The following is an 18142-nucleotide window of genomic DNA, read 5'->3' on the forward strand; positions in this document are numbered from 1 at the left end:
CTCCTTCCTGGCGGATGAGAACGGGCGATCTTTTCCTCGTGTGCGCAAGACTGCACATCACAAGGAACGAATCACAACGTTCCACGACGAGCACCGAATGGCGTCCGTCGGACGCGCCAATGTCGCAACGTTTCCGTGTGCGACACAGTGCCGGAAGGAATGGCCTTAGCGGGCTCGCATGCTCAGCTCGACATCATCACCGAACGGCGTGGAGAGATAGCCGTTGGCCGGTGCACGCACATAGGCGAGGTATTCGGGACTGTAGTCGGCATTGTCGGCGACGATGTAGGCACCCGGCCGCAAGCGGCTTTCCAGCAGATGCAGGATCTCGGGGTAAAGCGCCTTGGCGCCGTCTAGCAAAAGCAAGTCAATGTGCTCGGGCAAGTCGACTGCCAAGGTCTGCAACGCATCGCCCTCGCGGATCTCCACCAAGTCGGCAAGGCCGCCCGCCACAAGGTTCTCGCGAGCACGCTTTACCTTGGACGACTCGAACTCGGTCGTGATCAATCGGCCGCCACCGTTGTCGCGCAGCGCCGCCGCCATATGCAAGGTAGAGATACCGAACGACGTGCCGAACTCCACGATGGTTTGAGCGCGACCACCACGCCCCAGCATGTAGAGCAACACACCCGTCTCGCGCGACACAGCCAGCGGCAAGTCTTTCAAGTGTGCATAGAAAGCGCGGTAATCCGTCTTGCTTCGCATAAGGCGCGAGCGCTCTTCGGACGAAAGCTCGGCCACGGCAGGAATCGCTGCCGGCGAAGTCGCGTCAGCCTCGTCGAACAGGCGATCCAACAGCGAAGCCAAGGGCGCATGGGTAAGCGTTGTCATGTAAATCTCCAATAAAAAGTGCGTTTGTCTGGGTGCCGGACTAGAATGCGACGAATTCATCGCGTTTCCTATTCGCATTACGTGGTGCCCATGAACAGTCGCCAGAACTCCCGCCTTTCCACGAGAAAAAAGCCCGTACAGGCTCGTTCGACCGAGCTCGTCGCAGCCATTCTTGAGGCGGCTGCTCAGGTTTTGGCCAAGGAAGGCGCGCACCGCTTCACCACCGCACGCGTCGCAGAGAAAGCCGGCGTCAGCGTCGGCTCGCTGTACCAATACTTTCCCAATAAGGCAGCCATCCTGTTTCGCCTGCAGAGCGACGAATGGCGAGAGACCACGGGCCTGCTGCGCGACATTCTCGAGGACGTGCGCAAGTCGCCGCTCGACCGGCTGCGCACCCTGGTTCACACCTTCATCCACTCCGAATGCGAGGAAGCACGTATGCGCACGGCGCTTAACGACGCCGCCCCGCTCTATCGCGACGCGCCTGAGGCACGCGAGGCCAAGGCTTCGGGAAGCGGCATCATCAACCGCTTTATGCAGGAGGTACTACCCAGAGCGCCAGAGTCGACTCAGGCGCTGGCCAGCGACCTGATTACCAGGACGCTCGGTGCTGCCGGCAAGGAATTCTCGGAACAGCCGCGCACGAAAAGCGAGATCGACGCGTACTCGGAAGCCATGGCGGCCATGTTCTGTGCCTACCTCAAGAGCCTCGACCGAAGCTTGAAGTAAGCACCGCGCCACTCAGGCGCCCTTCTCTGCTTTTGTCCGGCTGCGCGCTGGCGCATTCTTCTTCAGGTGTGCGCGGTTGTAAGCGATGGCGGCACGCACGAGCGCCTTCAATGCGGGCTTGTCGATCGAATCACCCTCGTGCCAATCAATCGCGCGCCACTTGCCGCCATCAAGCCCGGCATTGAACAGCCCGGCGGGATCTTCAAGCTGGGCACCATGCATAAAGGTGATCTTCACCTTTTCCTTGTGCGCATTGGCTACGGCAATCATGCCGTCGCACGACCAGACCGGGCTGCCCATCCACTTCCATTCCTCGATTACCGCCTTATCGGCGGCAAGGATGGTCTCGCGAAGACCTGTCAGGGTCTTGCCGCGCCAATCCTCGATACCCTCAATTAGCTGATCAATGCGTTCTGACGGATTCACCGGATCGATACTCCTGGCATTCAAGCGCAAAAATGTCACAGTCGAGCCAGCCTATACTGCGCGCGATTGGATACCAGATACAAATCCGCCACGGAACAAATGGATCAGCGGGATCGACGCGGGAGACACCGTCGTGATTCCAGGCATCGACGGAACACAGCATCAGCTGCCCACCGGATGCGAACCCGGCACCTCGGGATTTCGCATGCCATTCCTGGCACGGACGCCTATCATGCATAGGCGGATCGATCATCAAGGAAGCGACCACATGACAACGCCATCCCGGAACGACTGGCGACCGCTGCGGAACTGGGAAAAGGTGGCGGTCAGCGTGGTTGCCACGGTGGTGCTCGCGTGGGCGCTGGTTCAAACCTATCAAACGGCTGTCTTCCTCGCTCGATGCAGCCGTACGACGGGCGTGATTATCGAGAACTCCGGGCATCCACTCATACTCTTCACAACGGAGGCCGGCGCGTCCGTTCAGTTCGTCCAGAATGGCGGCGCGGTGGGCAAGCCCGGTGCGCCGATGCCGGTTGCCTATGATCCGAGCGATCCGATGGGCTCGGCGCGCGCGGATACGTTCTTCGCACTATGGGGCTCGATACTCGGGGTTCTACCCATCGGCCTGGGTTGCCTTGCCGTGGTGTTTCTTGGCGGTGAAATCAAAACAACAGGCAGATTTGGTTGATCGCAGCCGGCGAGAAAGCACCCGGCTTAGGCCATGCTCGACACATCACCTTCAACCGCATATACCCGCGCACGACCCTGCTGCTTGGCCTGATAGAGCGCCTTATCCGCTTGCTCAACGAATGCAGCAACCGACAACTCACCGTGTGGCACCGCGCTGATCACGCCGATGGATACGGTTACCTGGCCATCAATGCCACCGACGTGAGGTATGCGGAGCGCGCGTATGGCGCTGTCTATCCGACGCACTAGCTCCGTCGCTTCCTGCAAGCCCGTTGCCGGAAAGATACCAATGAACTCCTCGCCACCCATGCGCCCGGCGAAATCACCGGGGCGCTGCAAGGATGATTGAATGGCCTGCGCCACGCTGCGCAGGCAATCATCGCCCGCCAGATGACCGTAGGTATCGTTGAATGCCTTGAAGTAATCGATGTCCACGACGGCCACAGCCAGCGGCAAGGCCTCACGTTTGCAGCGTCGAAACTCATCTTCCGAACGCGCGTCGACCTGCCGTTTGTTCAGGGATGCCCGTCAGGCCATCCACCCATGCCAGTTGGCGAAGCATGTCCGCCTGATGCTTCAGTGTGAGATGGGCGCGCACTCGGTTACGCGTCGTCTTGGCATTGATCGGCTTGGTGATGAAATCCACGGCGCCAACGTCCCAGCAGGCTCCTTCTTCCTCGGGCTCATTGAGCGACGTCACGAAGATCACCGGAATGTCCGCAGTCGCCGGGTTGCCCTTCAGTGTGCGGCAGACATCCAGGCCACTCAGCGCGGGCATGACGACGTCCAACAGAACCAGATCGGGCTGCGAGGCCTCGCAAAACGCGATGGCATCCGCCCCGTTCGTGGCCATAAAGACGTCGTGGTCGCCCGAGAAGATCTGATGCAATGCGCGAATATTCACTGGCTGATCATCAACGATGAGCAGCTTTGGCCTGGCCATGGCGACGACTGGCCGAGGTTGAGTCGAACCGAAGATGTCATTCATGGGGGCGATCCTTGTTCTCCGCCTCAAGCAATGCATTGCAGATACGTAAGCCGGTCTTCAAGTCCAGCATCGACATGGCATCGTCCAACTGCTGCCGGATATCCGGGTGCGCTGAAGTAAGCTGACCTCGCATCCCTTCGTAATGATCGACGGCGAGCATGTTCGACGCTGCCAAGAGCTCCGCAAATTGGATAAGTGCCTGGCGATCCAGTGTCTGGTCAACGGGCGATTCCCTGGGCTCGGCACGCTCACGCGAGACCCCTCGGATCGACGTCAAGGTGCGTTCGGCCAACTCCCTCAAGTGATCCAGGACACCACTCTCGTTCCACGAGGGCGACTCGGCCAATGCCTCGCGCTCATAGGAGCCCGCAATGGCAGACAGGCGATTGGCTCCGATGGTTGCCGCCGCCCCTTTCAAGGCATGCAGAACCCTGACGGCCTCTTTGGCATCGTTGTTCTTCAGCGCAGCGGCAATATCAGTGAGGGCATCTTGCATCGAACGTTCAAAGCTTTTCAGCGCGGCCTGATAAGACACCTGGCGCCCACCGAAGCGCGCAAGCGCCCCCGCATCGTCGAGGTCTGCATCAACCCAACCTTTCGTCGCCTGCTTCGGCTTGGGCGCAGCAGCCGCGGCCGCGACCAACTCGCGGCCTTTCGTCCAATGAAGAATCGTGCTGACCAGCACGTCGATATCGAATGGCTTACCCAAGTGGTCATTCATGCCGGCCTCAAGGCAGGCAAGGCGATCCGTTTCCAGCACATTGGCCGTCATGGCAATGATAGGTAGCGTCTCCATGCCGGGCGTGCCCCGTATGTGCCGGGTCGCGGTAAAGCCGTCCATCACCGGCATCTGGATATCCATCAGCACGACGTCATACAGATGCACATCCCCCTCGAGCATCTTGAGCGCATCCAGGCCGCTGCTCGCGACATCGACGTCGGCGCCTTCAAATTCCAGTAGCTCCTTCGCGACCTGTTGATTGGTTGCGTTGTCTTCGACAACCAGGATGCTCAGCCCCTCCAGGCGGCCACGCAATTGCTCCCGCCAGCTAGTGTCATGCTGCGCTGCCAGCGCCGGTGTACGGGAGGCCAACGCGTCGGCCACTGCATCGAGCAGCATGGATGACGTCACGGGCTTAACCAGGAAGCCATCCATCACGATGCTTGCCGAGGACATCTGCTGTGCCACCGCCTCGCGTTCGTGCATCGTCACCATCACGATTAATGGGCACTGGTTAGGCGGGCAAATGTCACGGATACGGCGACCTGCTTCCCAACCGTCCATGCCAGGCATCGACCAGTCCATCAGGATTACGTCGTAGATCATGACCTGATCGCCACTGCCAGCCACTTGCCGCAGGGCCTCCGCACCGTTGGCGACGGCATCGCATTGCCATCCAAGCGATGTGGCGATCTCGGCAAGAATGGTGCGCGCACTGGCGTTATCGTCGACCACCAACACCTTGAGTTCGCGTAGCTGCCCAATGACTTCCGCCGATACGCTAACCGGCCGTTCCGTCGTCTGGACGTCCACATTGAAATAAAAGCGGCTACCCACGCCAAGCTGACTCTCGACCTGCAGCTGGCCGCCCATCATTTCGACAAGGCGGCGGCAAATGGCCAAACCGAGCCCACTGCCGCCGAAGCGACGGGTGGTCGACGCCTCGGCTTGCGAGAACCCTTCGAAAATGGACGAAAGCTTTTTGTCGGCGATACCGATGCCGGTGTCCTGGACTTCGAAATGCACACCGACACTACCACCCGTTCGGCGCACCAATCTGGCCTGAAGCCGTACCTCGCCGACCTCGGTGAATTTGACCGCATTACCGGCGAGGTTGATGAGCACCTGCTGCAAGCGCAACGAGTCACCTACCAGCCAGCTCGGGATACCCGGATCGATATCGAAAACCACCTCGATATCCTTGTGACCAACATTCGCGCTGACGATGACGGCAATCTCCCTCAACAACTTGTCGAGGTCGAACTCATGCATCTCCAACGTCAAACGCCCTGCCTCGATCTTGGAGAAATCGAGAATGTCGTTGAGCAAGGCCAGTAGTGTTGTGGCGGCCGTTTCGGTCTTTTGCGTGTAGTCCCGCTGCTTGATATCCAGGGACGTCTTCTGAAGCAACTGCAACATGCCAAGGATGGCATTCATCGGCGTGCGGATTTCGTGACTCATATTCGCGAGGAAGTCACTCTTCGCCTGACTGGCCGCCTCGGCTGCAGCAATGGCATTCACCATGACCGCCTCGGCCAGCCGCTGGTCAGTGGTGTCTTCGACGATAGACCAGATATACGGTTTGTCGTCGATACGGAGCGTCACACCGTTCAGGCGGACCGGCACCCGGTGGCCGTCCTTGCGTATGTAATGCTTGTCATACGGTCCGTACCGCCCCGTCTGCTCCAGCACAGCGATGATGTTCTGCTCCTGCGACAAGTACTCCGACGGGGTCAGGCGCCAGTAGTCCATGTCCATGAGCTCTGCGTCGCTATAACCGGTCAGGTTCCGATACGACTGATTGAACTCGACCAGCTTGCCTGACTCATCCGTCAACGCGATACCCAAAGGGGAAAGCTCAAACAGGCCGCGCAGTTTGCGCTGGTTAACGGCCAGCGCATTTTCGCGCCGCTTCAGTTCCTCCAGGCTGGCCGCCACGCCGAGGTAACCCTCGATCGAGCCGTCCTCGCGCCGCATGGCGCTGATGTTGAGAAGCACCGGAAGGCGCTTACCGCTTTTCTTCACAAAGGTCCATTCGTGGACATCGGGTGCATGCTGCGCCTTGGCGATCAGCACCTCGAAGCCCGCGCGAACCGGGCGGCCAAGTTCCGCCTCCAACTCCTCGGCACGAAGAATGATCTCCGTGTCGTCATGAAACTGCAGAGGCGACCCCTTGCCAACCAACTCGCGTGCGCTGTAGCCGAGCATCGCCTCGGCTGCCGGATTGACCAGAGTGATCTCCCCCTGGACATCCGTGGCAAAGATGGCAAAACCCGCGTTCGACAGGATCGCCTTGTGCAACGAGGAGACCGCTTTCAATTCCTTGGTGCGTTGCTGAACTTGCTGCTCCAGCGTGGCGTTGAGTTCACGCACCTGGCGCTCGGCGGCTTTGCGATCGGTAATGTTGCGCAGCGTAGTGGCCACGCCGACCACCTGTTGCCGCTCGTCGCGAATCGGGGACGCGGAAATTTCGACATACAGCGTCGAGCCATCACGGTGTCGCCGCACGGATTCACCGACCGCTACGCTCTCGCCCGTGGAAGCCCGCCGCAGGATGTCCTTGTCCTCGTCCAGGTACCGTCTTGGCACGATGAGGTCCGCAAGGGACTTGCCCATGACATCCTCAGCGTCATGGCCGAAATGACGCGTAGCCCCGCGATTCCACTCGATGATGGTGCCATCGAGCGCCGTGCCGATGATGGCGTCGTGCGAGTCTTCGACGATGGTGGCCAGTCGCGCCCGCTGCGCCAGCGAGCGCCGCCGCCGCGACGTGGTGTACGCCACCAGCGCCGCGATCACCGCGAGCAAAGCACCACCCAACCCCATCCACACCGTCTGCTCCACCGGGTCCGGCAGCCCCAAGCCCTCGATGAAATCCGGGTTGGGCGCAATGGCCAGACGCCACGTGCGGCCATATATCGAGATGTCGCGGGTGATCTCGTGATCTGCCTGGCCGCGGGCTCGCGTTGGCGTCGAGGTGAACACGCTTTCCGCATCACCGCCACCGGACACGTCGGCGATATTGAGCGACATGCCAGGATAGGAGCGCGCAAAGGTCGCCAGGATCTCGTCGGTGACCAGGGGCGTATAGACCCAGCCGACCAGGTCCGCATCCCGCTGAGCGAGCGGCGGCGTTTGCGACGCTCGATAGATCGGCAGCAGGAACAAGGCCCCGCGATTCTCGGCCCCGGTGGCCTGCACCAGCGTGATAGGCCCGGTGAGGGTCGCGCGCGCGGATGCCATGGAACTCAATGCGGCCGTCCGTCGATTGGGATCGGACGCAATGTCGAGCCCGATCGCCGCTTCGTTGGACGGCTCCGGCTCGATGTACTGAATGATGAATCGGTCGCCCGTCGTGGTGGTCAATTCACGAACATGAAAAGGCGCGTGACGGTCCAGCTGCGCCCTGGCCACGAATCGGGTGAGGTCGCCCTCGCGCACCCTGACGATGTAGCCAAAACCGCGCGAACCTGGAAACTCGGTATCGAAGTCCCGCGACTGCATGGCTCGCGAAAACGTGTCGTGGCTGACATCACTGAAGCCCGCCGCGATGATCGCCGCGCGAACGCCCCGAAGGCCGTAGTCGTAGAGGCGAAACCGCCCCTCCAAATCCCGGGATATCTGATCGGCGGTGAGATTCAACCGCTGCTCGACCGCACGGTGGTTCCTGGCTAACAGTTGCCAACACGCAGCCGCAGTGATGCCCCACGACAGCACCAGTACGGCTGCCGACCAGAATATTGGGCCAAGTTTCCGAGTCACCCTTCCCCCTGCCAGGGCCACCCGCCCCGGGCCAATGCAGGCGCGCATTATGACGCGCTGCCGTGTCCGGGTTCCATGAAGAAAATCTACCTTTGAACCACCCTCTAATCGGCGACCCGGCAGGCACCGCAGGAGCCTGCGCGTGAACAACCGGCCGTGTGAAACCGGCCTCGGTCAGAGGAGGCCTCCGGCACACCTACTCGGCGTTATGGGCCTGGAACTCGTCAAGGTGTCGCTGCAAGTGCGCCTGGTGCAGGCTCGTAATGGTGGCCATGCACCACACGCTATGCGGAACGGAGCGCAGCATCAGCGCCCAGTTCTCCTCATCATTCCGGTAAAACCAATGTCCTGCCTCGCCGTCCCAGGACGACGCCCCCGTCTTCTGCTGAAGCTCCAGCATCAACGCCTTCGCCTTGCCCATGCGATCGAACACCACGCCATAGTTCTGGTAATCGTTGAAGACCAAGCCAGGCTCGCCGAAAAGCGTTTGCAGGCGTTCCTTCAGTTCCTCAATGTTCTCGACACGCATGGGTTCCCTCCCACAGTCAGGTGGCTTCTGACAGGATCTTATCGGGCGTTGCCCTCAAGAGCGACAGGCCGTTGCATGGCGATGTACTGCCAAAACCCTGATTGCTCGCACCCTGCTGACATGATGTTGTCAGCAGCACATCGCCAGACTGGCATTACTTCATCTACTGGAAACGTCACCATGACCGCATCGGATATCACCTTCTACGCTACCGGTGCAGCTTTCGGCATGCCGGAAACCAGCCCGTTCGTGATCAAGACCGAAGTGCAGTTGAAGATGGCCGGCCTGGCCTATCGCAAGGAATTCACCATTCCGCCAAATGCGCCACGAAGCAAAGTGCCTTATGTCGAAGATGAGGGGCATGTCGTGACAGATTCAACCCACATTCGCACGCATATCGAGCACAAGTACCACGTGGATCTGGATGCTGGCCTGGATGCGCGCCAACGTGCGGAGTCATGGGCGATTGAGCGGATGATGGAAGACCATCTTTACTGGGCCATGGTGTGGTTCCGCTGGGTCGATACGGGCAATTTCGCCAAGGGCCCTGCACATTTCGCCGACCGGGCACCTGAGTCGATGCGCGCTCAAATCCGCGAGGAGATGCAGGCGCGCAAGGTCGGTGAACTGCATAGCCACGGGCTGGGTCGGCATACGCCAGAACAGATCGCCGAACTCGGCAAACGCTCGCTCGACGCGCTAGCCACCCTGCTTGGCGACAAACCGTACTTGTTCGGCGAAAAGCCCCATGCCGCAGACGCCATAGCGTTTGGTGTGGTCGCCTCGGTGCTTACGCCGTTCTTCGAGACCCCGTTGCGCTGGGCCGCGGAAAGCCATCCGAATCTGGTCGCTTATGCCGCACGCATGATGCATCGCTACTACCCCGAGCACGAGTGGGAAGTCCCTGCGCAGTCCACCGCGGCTTGAGTCGTTAACCTCTGGAGTTCTGCGGACATGGGGCGTCATCGCTCCATCTCCGGGTTTGGGTCAATCCAGGGCGTATAATGAGCGGTTACCTTTTCCGGGCACGCTCATGGCACTCAATGCCACCATCTATAAAGTCGAGCTACAGATCAGCAACATGGATCGGCATTACTACGCCACCCATGCATTGACGCTGGCGCGACATCCGTCGGAGACGGAGGCGCGCCTGATGGTGCGCCTGCTCGCGTTCGCGCTGTACGCCGACGAGATCGAGCAGTGGATCGAAGTAGGCCAGCCGGACGAAGCACGCATCCGCAAGGCCTGCGGCCGGGCACGGCAAGTGGCGGTGATCAACTACGGCGGCCGCAGTGCGGATATCTGGTGGAACAAGGCGGCCAGCTCGCTCGGCCGCAGCAAGAACCTCGCCGTACTCGACATTCCCGAAGCCACGGTGCAACAACTGACCACCCTGCTCAATCGCGGCATGCGCTTGCAGTGCCTGATCCAGGACGGCGAAATTCAGCTGATGGATGGGGAGACCACGGTCACGGTACAACCGCTTGCCCGTCTCGGCGAATACGCTGCGGCTTGATGACTGGACGACCTGATCGTCGACTAATCACAGGAGCAACGACCTGGGCGGCATGCTCCTCACCTTCAAACTCGCCCTGGCCGCCCGAACCGACCTCCTGCACAGAATCGACTGGCCGTACATGCCGAAGCTGAGCGAGCCGTGGCACGGCCAGTTTCTTTGACGAACCTCAGGGCGCTTAAGCACACCTCAAGCGCCCCGCGGACATCGACCTTGCGTCTACCTTACGGCAGCGTCAGACCGATCGGGTTCGACTTCATCGTCGCCGACAGGGCCGGGAACGGGTCGACGCCGGACATGGTTTTCACATCATCCACAGACACCACCGCACACGTGTAGTTGTCCGCGTTGGTGCAGAGGAATGCTGCCGCACCTACGCCCGGCTCGTACACCGCCTTCCAGGTGTAGGCCGGCACGGCCACGTTGTCCTTGCCAATGGTCGGAATGGTCGTCGGGTCAAAGGCAGGGCCCGTCACTACGTACACCTCGCCCTGCTGGGTCGCGATATTGCGTACGTAGTTCTCGATCTTTTCCCATTCACCCGCATTCAGCTTATGCAGCTGCGGCACCACGTTGGCCATCGAGAACGTTTCGCCCTCGGAGGTCAGCGTCGACGCATCGCCAGCCGGCGTCATGTGGCCGCGGTCGTAGCCGCTGTTGGTGTAGTCCGACGACTGCGAACGATCCGCCGTCGGAATGCCGGTTTCCTGATGCCAGGAACCACTACGGCTGATCGAATTGGCGCCAGCAATCTGCGCGGCGGTCAAATGCTCCGCCGAATACAGCGGCCCCTTGGTCACGCCTGACGCGAAGAGCACGTACTCGGTATGGCACACCTCCGTCGTGCGACTCAGCAACGACGCATCCAGCGTGGGCGCAGAGCCCGCGATGAAGAAGTTGGGACACGTCGTGCCGGCAAACGCACCGCCAGACACGAAGAAACAGACCGCAAGCAGCCAAGAGCCAAAGCGTGGCATGGTGTTCCCCGTCAATATGTGGTTCGCAGGAACCTACTGACGACGGATGTCAGGTCTATGACTTTGCGGTTATGACTGGAATAACTTGCGATTCCTGTGAATCGGATCGCATTTGCCTTGCACCTGGCGTGCAGAAAGGTAGTCAGAGAAGCACGAGCAACCCATCCGCTTGGCACGCTTACATCAGCGCCTCCTTTGGCAACACAAAGGTAAAGCCATCAGCCTCCAACTTGGTCAGCAGCGTATCGAGAGCAGCCGCCGTGCCTTTGCGCTCATGCATCAGGAGGATCGACATGTCCTTCGTCTCTTCAAGACTGAACTGGGCGATCTTCTCTGGCTTGCGATACATATAGTCGTAACTGCTGGCATTCCAGAACACCTGCTGCACGCCCGCCGCGCTGGACGCTTGGGCAACGATCGCCGACGAATGCCCGAACGGCGGCCGGAAAAAGTAAGGGCGTCGCCCCGTGACGCTGGCGATGCGCTCATTGCACGCATCAATCTGATGCAGGGCCTGTTCGTAAGGCAGCGCACTCACGTGCTGATGATCGAGCGTGTGATTGCCGATCAGATGGCCCTCGCGCAACATTTTTCCGAGCGCCGGCGCGGTGTCGCCGTTGATCTTGTTGCAGACGAGGAAAAAAATGGCATGCGCATGATGCTTGCGCAGAATGGCAAGGAACTGACTATCCATGACGTCACCGGCGGGGCCGTCATCGAAAGTCAGCACGGCAAACTTCCGATGGTTTACCCAGTTGCTGAATTGATGCCATGCCGGATAACTCGGCGCGGCGATACCGGTGTGCTTCTCGTTAAGCACAAAGTATGTCGGCGGTGGCGTCCGCAATGCGGCCATCACGAAAACCGTCAGCGCCACGACAGCACTCAACGCCAGCCCGCCGCCGCAGCGGAGTAACGTGTACAGACCTGATCGATACTGAAGTGCCAGAACGTAGTCGAACAAGCGGCCAAACAGCCCGCGAACCCAGAGCGTGGCGGGGCTTTCCACCAGGTCGTAAGTCAACAGTAGCTTCAGTCCTTCCATGGTGCGGATTCTCGTTCGAATGGGCGCATCGTTCCGTGATGCGTACCTGCAGATACTGTGCCAGTGAGTCTCGGAGGCACGAAGCTATCGCGAGACTTTCATTGTGAAATCGCAGCGACCATCGAGAGCCTCGCATTGCCCCCCCAGCGTCGCTGCACGACGCGTGTTGCCACGTCCCCACCCGTACACGCATGCGCTTTTTTGTCACTAAATGACTCAATCGAGCGCCGTGCTCGGGTGAAGCATAGAGCGCTGTCCAGCCATGGGTCAAAAGGTAAAAACAGAAAACGTTGAGATGGCTAGATTTCGATAGCCAGCCGAAAGGTAGCGATGCGCTGGTCACTTCCTTTGGCGTTTTTCAGCAGAACTTGATTCTCGGTCCAGTTCAACAAAGAGCTCGCATGCGATTCTCGTTGAGTGATCGTGCGGCCCTAAGCTCCGCATTAATGCGCTACATCCGCGCCACTGCGACGCACCTTGCCGGCGCGTGCCTCGACAGCCTGCATCAGCTCTGGCAAACGCCCCGCCATAAAAATCGCCTCTGTTACGACAAACAACGGGCCAATCACCAACCCCATCAGGTCGTCCACGAAAGCAGGCTTGCGGCCTTCCCAGTAGTGCCCCACGAACTGAAAAACCCAGCCGACCACGAAGCCGCCAATACCGATGCCAAGCCAAACGGGCCCAGGTAGCCGAGCCGCCCACGCACCAAACCAGGCTGCAAGTGCTAGCAGTGCCGTCATCAGCAACCCAAGCCCCCGGCTAAGCCGCAGGTAGTAAAGCGCCATGAGGGCCACTACCACGATGACCGGAGACAGCGGGAAGCCCGCCACGGCGAACACCGGGCGCGAGAGCAGTACCGCCACGGCCACTACGATCATCGGGATACCCACGAAGTGCGTGGCGATATTGCGCGAGTCGCGGTGGTAAGCCGCATAAGAAACCAACTGGTCTTCGAGTGATTTCATAAGGACTCTCCAGAGACGGTGCTGCCATTGTCCCGGGGTGACATCGCGCCTTGTGTCGGGTAAACGACATAAGACCCACGCTAGCCGGATGAATCCACAGGAGACACCATGCCCAACGCGCAACCACTCAGGGACGACTGGGAACGCACGGTGCGCTCGGGCGCCTGGTTCGCCGCCCTGCCCGTCGAGTTTGCCACAGCACTGCTTGCTGATGCCCGGCCACTAGTCCTCGCCTCCGGCCAGCGGCTCTTCGCACGTGGCGACGCGCCGGACGGCATTTACTGCGTGTTGCGGGGCGTCGTTCGCATCACCGGCATCACGCAAGGCGGTCACGAGGCCTTGCTCGCCATGCTCGAAGCGCCGCAGTGGTTCGGGGAGATCGCCCTGTTTGACGGCGCACCGCGCACGCACGATGCCTGGGCGGAGGGCGAATGCGAACTTCTCCGCATCCCCCAGGAATCCGTGTTGAATGCCGTCGCGCGCCTTCCACAAGGCTGGCGGGAGTTGGGTCGCCTGCTCACCCAAAAACTGCGCATGACCTTCCTGGCCGTCGAGGAAATCACTCTGCTGCCAGCCACGCCTCGCGTAGCCGCCCGACTCATCACCATCGCCAGTGGCTACGGCACGTGGTCTGACCGCAGCAAACGGATCATTGGCGTATCGCAGGAGCAGCTCGGACTCATGCTGTCGCTATCACGGCAAACGGTGAATCAGTCCCTGCGGGAGCTTGAGGTGCTTGGAGCAATCCAGCGGAATCGAGGTGCGATTGAGATTCTGGATATTGAGAAGCTCCGGCAAGCGCGTGAGCACGCTGCGTAACCAACGCGCTGTTCCACGAAACCACCGAGAACATTGGCGCGCACTTGATCAAAGCAGGCCTCACGCACCGACAGGCCGTCGTGCTTATGAGCACCGTCTACATGTTTACGCTGAGCTTCGTAGTGGAAGAACAAGCCGTGTTCCCGCGCCCCGGCGAACGATCGCCCGACTACGACATCGAAGAACGCAAAAAGCAACTTGATGCCGCCAAGTTGCCCTTCATGCGGAAGGCCGGTCCGGTGCTGTTCGATCAGTTTGACCGACGATACAAAGAGAGCATGAAGCTCATTATTGCGGGCGCCGTAGCAACGACGCGCACCACGTGATCATTCAGGCAGAAAGTCGCCTTGCCGCCCTGCATCGTCATATCAGTTTGCGATAAAACCAGGGGTTGTACCGGATGCTGAAAAGCATCCTTTTGTGCATGCTTTTGTTCTTTTTGTAAGCGCGGCTCGCAAGAAACGCATCTTCGCGCTTGCCGGACGTTATCGAATCAATCCGCGATACCGGCGCCCGATAGCCCGCGCCGTGATGGTACACAAGGTCAGCATAGATGCCGTACCACAAGGGGTGTGGATTGCGCTTGTTTGACCGCAACATGGCGCGCCACGGTATCTGGCGAGCGGTCAGATTGTTGAACAGAGCGCCACCCGTGTCGGCCACCTCTGCCCCATGACTATTGGTGTAGGAAGCCACGGACCAGTCCCCGCTTATCTTCTTCCAGAGGCCAACGGTAGTCGCCGCAAAAGATGGATGTGGATGATCGTCCCCGCCATTCTCCAAACGCTGCACCGCCACGAACGGATGCGTCCGCAGCGCTTCCGTCAAAAATTGAGCGACAGGTGCAATAGGAAAGGCATCGCCATCGAGGAAAACAAGGATGTCGTTATCATCTGCCTCGTTGCAAACCAACTGGGCAAGATAGTTCAACTTGTCGGCGTGATTCTGCCCACTGGAGCTCTGCGGCGCATAGCTGCTCTCCAGGTGGAAATCCTTCCTCTTCCGCGACGGTGGCACGCATGCGAACACTTTGTAATCGGCGTCGATATTCTTCTTCAAGAAGAACAGCTGCGGCCTGATCCATCGTTCGGTCCTGTAGTGGACGGTGCAGATGTAGATGGACGGCTTAGTCATCGCGAATGAACCAGGGCGTTACTCAGGGTTGTTGGGTGATGCTGGTCGAGTAGATGCCTTCTTGGCCACTCTCATGTCCAGGTACCACGAAGCAAGAACGATTGGCGCATCGCCCCGTTGACGCAAGAAATGACGGGACCCGCCTCATCAGGTCAGCGTGGCGCACAAAGGGGGCTTTCGCGCCCCTTGCCAGGCATCAGGAAAATAGCCCCATTAAAACCGTGCGCGGGGCGCCGCCACCCCGGAACGGAATACCATAGAGGGCGTGAGGCAGGAGTCACCGCCCGTTGTACAGCAGGGGCAACGATGGCACGGTTTTCATCGACAGGAGAATCCCATGACGCAGCGTCCCTTTGCGATTGCCCTTTGCGTGCTTCTCATTTCGTCGGCACTTCCGCATGAGGCGCAGGCCGCTTCATACAAAAAAACGTACTGCGGCGACGCGGAATTCGTCACGAACGACGGCGCCAGTGACGACGGCGGGAGTATCTACCCCCACCTCCACTGTGACAGCCGCTGGATCACATTCTCCAAGAGTGACAACAACCAAAAGAACTTCTTGAATGGCACTACGTTTCTGAAAGAACAGGCGATACAAGCCTGCCAAGACGAGGCCGTTCAACTGCCCATCAAGCAAGCCATCAACAAAATTTGCTCTGACAACGGCCAGGACTGCGCGGCGGCTTGCACGTAACCATCGGGAAACGGCGGTGCTCGGCATCACCTGAACAGCCCCGGGAAACACTTCCCGGGGCTGCTTTCGTACTCAGAGCTTCCAAACAAAACCGCCGCGGAAACCACTCTCCACGACGTGATGCCCCAACTGGCCGCTGTACGCGAGTGTGACACTGGCGTCGCGGGCAATCGGTACCGACAGCCCCGTATCCAGCACCTTCGTATTGCGGGCGAGCGGCACACCGTCAACCGCGAAGGCGTCGCCTCCGGCAAGGCTCATCCGGGCTGCCGGGCTGATCGACTGGATAGTCCAGGGGAATGATGCCATCGGGGGCAGCTCTGCGACGGGCCAGCCTTCGGCTGTCCAAATTCGTTCCTGACGAATTTGTCGAACCAGTGGGTTCTCACCCAGTCGCTCAATCAGAAACGAAAACGCCCCCATATTGGGGGCGTTTTCGTTTCTGGCGGAGAGAGTGGGATTCGAACCCACGGTAGGCTTACACCTACGGCAGTTTTCAAGACTGCTGCCTTAAACCACTCGGCCATCTCTCCTTGTTTGGTTGTTTTCCATCCAATGGCTTTCGCTACTGGATTCCGGCCTTCGCCGGAATGACAAGATCTGAATCTTATCAGGAATGACTCGCCGTTCCCCGCCCTTTCTTCGACAAGGCAAACACCGCCCACAACATGATGCCCACCGGAACCGCTGCGCCGACCAGCGGAAGCAGCAGTACCGGCGAGCGGATGACCATGGGTACCAACTGGGTGGCAGCGGCGAAGGTGATGATGCCGAAGCGCAGTGCGCGGCTTTGCCGGGCGAACCAGAAGGCGCCGATGACCAGCACAGTGGCGAGGATGCTGAGCACCAGATCCACCGTGGGCATGGGGAACATGGTGATCAGCCCCAGGCGCGTGAGCAGCTCGGTGGCGAGGATGGTCAGCAGCGTGTAGCTGGCAGTGAGTTCAACCTTATCCCAGCGCGTGCTGCTCATGGTCATGGCCTCAGGCTAGCTGTTCTTGGCCGCGCAGGTACGGGCGCAGCACGTCGGGCACGGTGATGGTGCCGTCGGCGTTCTGGTAGTTCTCCATCACGGCGACCAGGGTGCGGCCTACGGCCAGGCCGGAGCCGTTCAAGGTGTGCACCAGCTCCGGCTTGCCGGTGGCGGGGTTGCGCCAGCGGGCCTGCATGCGGCGGGCCTGGAAGTCACCGCAGTTGGAGCACGAAGAGATCTCGCGGTAGGTGTTCTGGCTGGGCAGCCACACTTCCAGGTCGTAGGTCTTGATGGCGGAGAAGCCCATGTCGCCGGTGCACAGCAGCACTTTGCGGTACGGCAGCTGGAGTAGCTGCAGCACCTTTTCGGCGTGGCTGACCATTTCTTCCAGCTGAGCATGCGGTTGATCAGGCGTGGCGATCTGCACCATTTCGACTTTCTCGAACTGGTGCTGACGGATCATGCCGCGCGTGTCGCGGCCGTAGCTGCCGGCTTCGGCGCGGAAGCACATGCTGTGCGCGGTGAGGCGCATGGGTAGTGCGTCGGCTTCGACGATGCTGTCGGCGACGAGGTTGGTCAGCGCGACTTCCGCGGTGGGGATGAGATAGCGCTTCGCCTCATTGACCTCGGTGGAGAACAGGTCGTCCTCGAACTTGGGCAACTGGCCGGTGCCCTTCATCGTTTCCGCGTTGACGATCAGCGGCACGTTGCACTCGAGGTAGCCATGCTCGCCGGTCTGCAGGTCGAGCATGAACTGCGCGAGCCCGCGGTGCAGGTGCGCCAGTTGGCCGCGCAGCACGGTGAAACGTGCGCCGGAAAGCTTGGCGCCGTCGTCGGCATCGAGCCAGCCATGGCGGGCGCCGAGGTCGACGTGGTCTTTCACATCGAAGTCGAACGTGCGCGGTGTACCCCAGCGCAGCTGTTCGGCGTTCTGCGTTTCGTCGCTGCCCAGCGGCACGGACTCATGCGGGATGTTGGGAACGCCCAGCGTGATGTCGGCCAGCTTGGCCTGCACGTCGGCCAGCGCTTGTTCGTTGGCCTTGAGCTTGTCGCCGATGCCGGCAACTTCGGCCATCAACGGGGCGACGTCTTCGCCCTTGGCCTTGGCCTGGCCGATAGCCTTGGACCGCGTGTTGCGCAGGTTTTGTAGCTCCTGCGTCTCGGTAGACAGCTGCTTGCGCTGGCTTTCCAGCGACTCGATGGAGGCCACGTCGAGTTCGTAGCCACGGGCCTCCTTGAGGCGCGCAGCGGTTTCGGCCAAGCGCGAGCGCAGCAGTGCGGGGTCCAGCATGTCGGGTCCAGATAAATGACTTGGAACCTTGGATTATCACCGCGGCAAC

The 18142-nt window shown here is 60.3% G+C and carries 20 protein-coding genes and 1 tRNA gene; 7 read left to right on the forward strand and 14 right to left on the reverse strand.

The genetic code is table 11. The features are described 5' to 3' along the window. Positions 1-165 precede the first annotated feature (165 nt). On the reverse strand, positions 166-831 hold the full coding sequence (locus DYST_RS03765; RefSeq protein WP_239950167.1) for an O-methyltransferase: 666 nt from the start codon (positions 829-831) through the stop codon (positions 166-168). Positions 832-921: 90 nt separating this feature from the next. Here DYST_RS03765 and DYST_RS03770 point away from each other — a divergent pair, with 90 nt between their 5' ends. Continuing rightward, positions 922-1560: a TetR family transcriptional regulator gene (locus DYST_RS03770; protein ID WP_239950169.1), complete on the forward strand. Its 639-nt coding sequence runs from the start codon at positions 922-924 to the stop codon at positions 1558-1560. A gap of 12 nt (positions 1561-1572) precedes the next feature. On the opposite strand, the gene DYST_RS03775 is transcribed toward DYST_RS03770, so the two are convergent. Then, positions 1573-2025: a DUF1801 domain-containing protein gene (locus DYST_RS03775; RefSeq protein ID WP_239950171.1), complete on the reverse strand. Its 453-nt coding sequence runs from the start codon at positions 2023-2025 to the stop codon at positions 1573-1575. Positions 2026-2254: 229 nt separating this feature from the next. Between DYST_RS03775 and DYST_RS03780 the strand changes: the two genes are divergently transcribed. Then, entirely contained in the window at positions 2255-2674 is a 420-nt protein-coding gene (locus DYST_RS03780) for a DUF3592 domain-containing protein (protein ID WP_239950173.1), read from the forward strand. 26 nt (positions 2675-2700) lie between these two features. Here DYST_RS03780 and DYST_RS03785 read toward each other — a convergent pair whose 3' ends face one another. The 4 genes from DYST_RS03785 to DYST_RS03800 all read right to left on the reverse strand — a co-directional run bounded on the left by DYST_RS03785 (position 2701) and on the right by DYST_RS03800 (position 8676). After that, positions 2701-3132, reverse strand: a complete 432-nt coding sequence (locus DYST_RS03785) for a diguanylate cyclase (RefSeq protein WP_239950175.1) — start codon at positions 3130-3132, stop codon at positions 2701-2703. Between the two features lie 25 nt (positions 3133-3157). Next, positions 3158-3664: a response regulator gene (locus DYST_RS03790; protein ID WP_239950176.1), complete on the reverse strand. Its 507-nt coding sequence runs from the start codon at positions 3662-3664 to the stop codon at positions 3158-3160. Further along, entirely contained in the window at positions 3657-8147 is a 4491-nt protein-coding gene (locus tag DYST_RS03795; protein WP_239950178.1) for a PAS domain-containing hybrid sensor histidine kinase/response regulator, read from the reverse strand. The genes DYST_RS03790 and DYST_RS03795 overlap by 8 nt, the downstream gene beginning before the upstream one ends. 196 nt (positions 8148-8343) lie before the next feature. After that, on the reverse strand, positions 8344-8676 hold the full coding sequence (locus tag DYST_RS03800; RefSeq protein WP_102305193.1) for a hypothetical protein: 333 nt from the start codon (positions 8674-8676) through the stop codon (positions 8344-8346). A gap of 180 nt (positions 8677-8856) precedes the next feature. On the opposite strand from DYST_RS03800, the gene DYST_RS03805 reads away from it, so the two are divergent. Continuing rightward, entirely contained in the window at positions 8857-9603 is a 747-nt protein-coding gene (locus DYST_RS03805) for a glutathione S-transferase family protein (RefSeq protein WP_239950180.1), read from the forward strand. A 106-nt stretch (positions 9604-9709) separates the two neighbouring features. Beyond that, complete coding sequence (locus DYST_RS03810) at positions 9710-10192, forward strand: YaeQ family protein (RefSeq protein WP_239950182.1); 483 nt, start codon at positions 9710-9712, stop codon at positions 10190-10192. A 224-nt stretch (positions 10193-10416) separates the two neighbouring features. Here DYST_RS03810 and DYST_RS03815 read toward each other — a convergent pair whose 3' ends face one another. From DYST_RS03815 to DYST_RS03825, 3 genes are all read right to left on the reverse strand, one after another. After that, positions 10417-11169: a DNA/RNA non-specific endonuclease gene (locus DYST_RS03815; protein ID WP_239950184.1), complete on the reverse strand. Its 753-nt coding sequence runs from the start codon at positions 11167-11169 to the stop codon at positions 10417-10419. A gap of 178 nt (positions 11170-11347) precedes the next feature. Next, entirely contained in the window at positions 11348-12178 is an 831-nt protein-coding gene (locus tag DYST_RS03820; RefSeq protein WP_239950186.1) for a polysaccharide deacetylase family protein, read from the reverse strand. A gap of 479 nt (positions 12179-12657) precedes the next feature. Next, on the reverse strand, positions 12658-13182 hold the full coding sequence (locus tag DYST_RS03825; protein WP_239950188.1) for a DUF962 domain-containing protein: 525 nt from the start codon (positions 13180-13182) through the stop codon (positions 12658-12660). Between the two features lie 108 nt (positions 13183-13290). Here DYST_RS03825 and DYST_RS03830 point away from each other — a divergent pair, with 108 nt between their 5' ends. Together DYST_RS03830 and DYST_RS03835 are read left to right on the forward strand one after the other, a co-directional pair. Continuing rightward, the gene (locus DYST_RS03830) at positions 13291-14001 is read left to right on the forward strand and encodes a Crp/Fnr family transcriptional regulator (protein WP_239950189.1); all 711 of its coding nucleotides are present in this window, start codon (positions 13291-13293) and stop codon (positions 13999-14001) included. Positions 14002-14033: 32 nt separating this feature from the next. Next, complete coding sequence (locus DYST_RS03835; RefSeq protein ID WP_275666968.1) at positions 14034-14327, forward strand: TetR/AcrR family transcriptional regulator C-terminal domain-containing protein; 294 nt, start codon at positions 14034-14036, stop codon at positions 14325-14327. 37 nt (positions 14328-14364) lie between these two features. Here DYST_RS03835 and DYST_RS03840 read toward each other — a convergent pair whose 3' ends face one another. Beyond that, positions 14365-15060, reverse strand: coding sequence for a hypothetical protein (locus DYST_RS03840; RefSeq protein WP_239950191.1), 696 nt, complete (start codon positions 15058-15060; stop codon positions 14365-14367). A gap of 412 nt (positions 15061-15472) precedes the next feature. On the opposite strand from DYST_RS03840, the gene DYST_RS03845 reads away from it, so the two are divergent. Next, complete coding sequence (locus tag DYST_RS03845) at positions 15473-15829, forward strand: hypothetical protein (RefSeq protein ID WP_239950193.1); 357 nt, start codon at positions 15473-15475, stop codon at positions 15827-15829. Between the two features lie 72 nt (positions 15830-15901). Here DYST_RS03845 and DYST_RS03850 read toward each other — a convergent pair whose 3' ends face one another. From DYST_RS03850 to serS, 4 genes are all read right to left on the reverse strand, one after another. Further along, positions 15902-16138 (reverse strand): hypothetical protein, encoded by a 237-nt coding sequence (locus tag DYST_RS03850; RefSeq protein WP_239950194.1) that lies wholly within the window; start codon positions 16136-16138, stop codon positions 15902-15904. 134 nt (positions 16139-16272) lie between these two features. Beyond that, positions 16273-16362: transfer RNA gene (locus DYST_RS03855), tRNA-Ser, on the reverse strand. Positions 16363-16439: 77 nt separating this feature from the next. Beyond that, positions 16440-16802, reverse strand: coding sequence for an LrgA (locus DYST_RS03860; RefSeq protein ID WP_239950195.1), 363 nt, complete (start codon positions 16800-16802; stop codon positions 16440-16442). A 10-nt stretch (positions 16803-16812) separates the two neighbouring features. Next, the gene (gene serS, locus DYST_RS03865; RefSeq protein ID WP_239950197.1) at positions 16813-18093 is read right to left on the reverse strand and encodes a serine--tRNA ligase; all 1281 of its coding nucleotides are present in this window, start codon (positions 18091-18093) and stop codon (positions 16813-16815) included. Positions 18094-18142: the final 49 nt, after the last annotated feature.

The sequence above is a fragment of the Dyella terrae genome, assembly GCF_022394535.1.
In the GTDB taxonomy this organism is placed as follows: domain Bacteria; phylum Pseudomonadota; class Gammaproteobacteria; order Xanthomonadales; family Rhodanobacteraceae; genus Dyella.